The sequence below is a fragment of the Anaerofustis sp. LCP19S3_F7 genome (genome assembly GCF_052119445.1).
Classification (GTDB): Bacteria; Bacillota; Clostridia; order Eubacteriales; family Anaerofustaceae; genus Anaerofustis; species Anaerofustis butyriciformans.
The window spans coordinates 1-653 of record NZ_JBQKFF010000029.1 but is presented as its reverse complement, the minus strand read 5'-3'; the positions used below and the strand labels follow the sequence as shown (position 1 = coordinate 653).

Here is a 653-nt window from a genome sequence, read left to right as displayed (position 1 = left end):
TTAAGGAGAAAGATAAAAATGGCAAGAGAAAAATACGAAAGAACTAAACCACATGTAAATATTGGTACAATCGGTCACGTAGACCACGGAAAAACAACATTAACAGCAGCAATCACAAAAGTACTACATGAAAGATTAGGAACAGGTGATGCAGTAGCATTCGAAAACATCGATAAAGCACCAGAAGAAAGAGAAAGAGGTATCACAATCTCAACAGCTCACGTAGAATATGAAACAGAAAAAAGACACTACGCACACGTAGACTGCCCAGGACATGCTGACTACGTTAAAAACATGATCACAGGAGCAGCACAAATGGACGGAGCAATCTTAGTAGTAAGTGCAGCAGATGGTCCAATGCCACAAACAAGAGAACACATCTTACTTGCAAGACAAGTAAACGTACCATACATCGTAGTATTCTTAAACAAAGCAGATATGGTAGATGATGAAGAATTAATCGAATTAGTAGAAATGGAAGTAAGAGAACTTCTAGACGAATATGAATTTGATGGAGACGGAACACCAATCGTAATCGGATCAGCATTAAAAGCATTAGAAGATCCATCAAGCGAATGGGGAGATAAAATCTTAGAACTAATGGAAGAAGTAGACAACTACATTCCAGAACCAGTAAGAGATACAGACAAACC

The 653-nt window shown here is 38.1% G+C and carries 1 protein-coding gene; it reads left to right on the top strand.

Going from position 1 to position 653, the window contains the following annotated elements; genetic code table 11:
- Nucleotides 1-18: 18 nt before the first annotated feature.
- Nucleotides 19-653: GTP-binding protein (locus ACTQYZ_RS10035; protein WP_441416545.1), on the top strand; the 635-nt coding region annotated here is incomplete at its 3' end.